This is a genomic window from Pontimicrobium sp. MEBiC01747 (assembly GCF_053601635.1).
Map to the genome: position 1 here is coordinate 1 of NZ_JBSHNS010000300.1, position 3,468 is coordinate 3,468.

Consider the following 3,468-nt stretch of genomic DNA (forward strand, 5'->3'; position numbering starts at 1 on the left):
CATCTTCACGGTCTAAAATCCATTGATTTCTAATACGTTCTATACCATTATGCACATTTATTTCTTTGTTAGGATCTGTATAAGGTCCAGAGGTGTCGTACACCGTAACGGGTTCATTTGGAGTACGCTTTTTAGATATAGAGTCTACGGTGTCACTTAATGCTATTTCTCGCATGGCAACGTTAATATTTGGATATATCTTTCCAGGAATATATATTTTTTTTGAGTTAGGAAAGGGTTGTCTTGTAACTCCATCTTGTTTTGGAGCAGTATCTTTTTTCTTCATATTAAAATAGTAGTTTTAGCCGCCTTGAGTTGCTGTTATAATTAAAATAGTATCGTTATGTTGGAGTTTTTGAACGCCCCAATCGTCTTGACTAATAATAGTATTATTAATTGCTACAGCAATACCTGTACTAGTAATGTCTAATTGTGTTAGCAATGTTTTTAAACTAGTATTCTTAACGACTTGGTGTTGTTTTTGGTTTATGTTTACAGTTATCATTTGTATTAAAAATAGTATCTAATAGATTTAGAAATCAATTTTATAAATAATGTAAACGAGAAGTATTTAGAATAATAAAAAGTGCAGTAATACATACTGTAACTTTTCCCTACGCTGGTATTAACCAAATCAGGTTCTAAGGATATGTCTCAAACTAGATATCTAGCTACTCCTAAAGTTTACAAAACAAATGTAGTAAATATAAATAGGTTTGCTAATTTTTAAATGAATTTATCTTATAGTTAGGGAAAAGCACATAATTATGGTTGTATATAAATTTATCTATCTTAGATTAAAGATATAGTAGGAATAAGAGTAATACTGTATTTATACTATATTTAATTAAAATGGATAATACGCCTTGACTAATTCTTGATTTTCAACAAAGAGAAGTTGATATTGAGGAGTTGAATTTAAACGATATGCGTGAGAGTATTCGAGATAAAAATACAACACAAGCATTTTACAGATAAGATATTTGAATGGTTTAATAAAAAAACTCGTTATAATGCATAACGAGTTTTTTTGTTAGATAAACGACTTTACTTCTTTTTATATCTTAATTTCCCAGTTTCTATACCAATAGCTGTTTTAGCTAAAACAGTAAACACTAAAGCGCCCATTGCCCATATTCCTAATGTAACCCCTATTTCTATTCCAGTAGGTGTGTACTCGGCTATTTTTCCATAAGGTCCTGGGATGAAACCTGGTACAATTAGCCCGAACCCTTTTTCTATCCATATAGCAATAAACAAGATAAAACAGGCAAAGTATAGTACCTTTAAGTTGTTACGAAGTTTATGGAAAGTTAAAATTACAGTTGCTAAAACATTTAAAGAAATTGCAGTCCATATCCAAGGTAGTAAGGCTGTTTTACCATCTAGTCCAAAAAATAAATAATAAGCACTTTCACTATGGTGCGTAGGCGCATAGAATTCTTTAAACAACTCAGAGACTAACATGATAATGTTTATTTGTGCTGCGACAGTAACTACCATTGCTATTTTTTTTATGGTTTTGTCTTTAATTTTAAAGGCAGTAAAAGATCTAATTATAGCTAGTACTAATATTATTAAAGCTGGTCCTGCAGCAAAAGCAGATGCTAAAAAACGAGGTCCCAATAATGCATTGTTCCAAAATGGTCTTGCTTGTAAGCCTTGATATAAAAAAGCTGTTACTAAGTGAATCCCTACAGCCCAAAAAACAGATAATATTGCTCCTGGAACATAAATACTTTTTTTAGATTCTTTACCTTGATAATGTCTAAACAAGATGTAAAAAGGAATTGTAATGTTTAAAAATAAATACCCATTAAGTACAATAACATCCCAAGTAAGCATTGAGTTGGGGAAGTTAAAAACACCAAATCCAGGAATCATATGCCATAATACAGAAGGGCCTCCCATATCTGCAACAACAAAAGCTAAACACATAATTAATGCAGCAACAGCTAGTCCCTCTCCAATAAGCACAGCTTGTTTAAAATCGATATCTTTTAAAACATAAGTTGGCATAACGAGCATTACTGCCGCCGCCGCTACACCTACTAAAAATGTGAAATTAGAAATATACAGGCCCCAGCTAACTCTATCGGTCATTCCTGTTACACTTAAACCATGTTCTAGTTGTATAGAATAACAATACATACCTATTAACATTACAAAAGTTAAAAAAGCCATCCATACATGGTATCTTTTGGAACCTTGTGTTATAGTGCTTAAACTATCTTTTACTAAACTTGTAAAAACTTTAAGTTGTTTCATTGTATATATTTTAGTCCATGAAGTACCAGAACTTTGGTTCTGTACCTAAATCTTCTTTTAATCTGAATACTTTTTTGTTTTCTAAGACCCATCTAATTGTACTGTTAGGATCTAAAAGATTCCCAAAAATACGTGCGCCAGTAGGGCAAGCCTCTACACATGCAGGGTTTTTACCAGCTCTTGAGCGTTGTACACAAAAAGTACATTTTTCCATGACTCCTTTTTTACGTAAACGATTTCCTAAGTAGTGTTGGTTTTTATTGACTTCGTTTTCTGGAACTTCTGGTTTACTCCAATTAAAACGTCTGCCATCGTAAGGACAGGCTGCCATACAATACCTACAACCAACGCACCAGTCGTAGTCTACTACAACAAGACCATCTTTTTCTCGCCAAGTTGCTTGTACAGGGCAAACCTCAACACATGGTGGATTATCGCAATGGAAGCATTGTGTACCCATGTAAAAATGACCTTCAGCTGGAACTTCATGATAATAATTATCATCAGCTTCATTAAAATTGAAGCCTTTACCATCTTTCATTTCATGAATTCTAATGTATTGCATTTGCGAATTCCTATCTTGATTATTTTCTTCAACACAGGCACTTACACAGTCCATATAGCCTTGACATTTTGAAATGTTAAAAGCATATCCAAAGAGTACATCTTCTTCAGCATTTTTAGAAGACATATTTAATGTTTTTCCTGTTCTAATTTGGTACGAACGTACCAGTCTGTTTACAGTAGCTTTCTTTTCGTCATCCGTCATCAGTTTATAGTTTCCTTTAAACTGCTCTTCCCAATCTATTTGCGCTTTTTCTTTAGTTTCATCACTAGATACAATACTAGTACATGAAGAGGCTGCACCCGCTCCAATTAACAAACTAGCTGTAAGTTTTTTAAAGGCAGATCTACGATCCATTTTTACGTCGAATACTTGGTCAAAACCATCTTTATGTCTCTCTTCTCCAATAGCAGCATTAGAAGCAGCTTCTATAAAATCTTCATTACTTAGTGATTTTTCTGAAGTACAACTACCAGAGTTTTTTCCACAGCCACAAGAGCTTGAAGTCTGTTTATGTTTGCTGTTTAGGTTTAGAGTAAACCATTTTTTCTTGTTTTCGCTCATACCTAATTATTTTCGTTCTTTAATTTTTTGAGTATTAAATCTTGCAGGCCATTTTGTTTCAAATCCAGGAG

At 33.0% G+C, this 3,468-nt stretch carries 3 protein-coding genes, 1 pseudogene and 1 riboswitch; all 4 genes and pseudogenes read right to left on the bottom strand.

Features of this window, described 5'->3' with window-relative positions; translation table 11 throughout:
• Window positions 1-286 (bottom strand): annotated as a pseudogene (locus ACVC2P_RS09910) (phosphomethylpyrimidine synthase ThiC); the annotation flags it as partial.
• A 15-nt stretch (window positions 287-301) separates the two neighbouring features.
• Window positions 302-505, bottom strand: a complete 204-nt coding sequence (thiS, locus tag ACVC2P_RS09915; RefSeq protein ID WP_452598318.1) for a sulfur carrier protein ThiS — start codon at window positions 503-505, stop codon at window positions 302-304.
• A gap of 89 nt (window positions 506-594) precedes the next feature.
• A riboswitch (TPP riboswitch) is annotated at window positions 595-689 on the bottom strand.
• Between the two features lie 358 nt (window positions 690-1,047).
• Complete coding sequence (dsrP, locus tag ACVC2P_RS09920) at window positions 1,048-2,268, bottom strand: sulfate reduction electron transfer complex DsrMKJOP subunit DsrP (protein ID WP_452598319.1); 1,221 nt, start codon at window positions 2,266-2,268, stop codon at window positions 1,048-1,050.
• Between the two features lie 10 nt (window positions 2,269-2,278).
• Window positions 2,279-3,397, bottom strand: a complete 1,119-nt coding sequence (locus ACVC2P_RS09925; protein WP_452598320.1) for a 4Fe-4S dicluster domain-containing protein — start codon at window positions 3,395-3,397, stop codon at window positions 2,279-2,281.
• Window positions 3,398-3,468: the final 71 nt, after the last annotated feature.

Coding starts and splice junctions, on each gene's coding strand:
- thiS (WP_452598318.1), bottom strand. CDS start 505: ATGATAACTGTAAACATAAACCAAAAACAACACCAAGTCGTTAAGAAT.
- dsrP (WP_452598319.1), bottom strand. CDS start 2,268: ATGAAACAACTTAAAGTTTTTACAAGTTTAGTAAAAGATAGTTTAAGC.
- ACVC2P_RS09925 (WP_452598320.1), bottom strand. CDS start 3,397: ATGAGCGAAAACAAGAAAAAATGGTTTACTCTAAACCTAAACAGCAAA.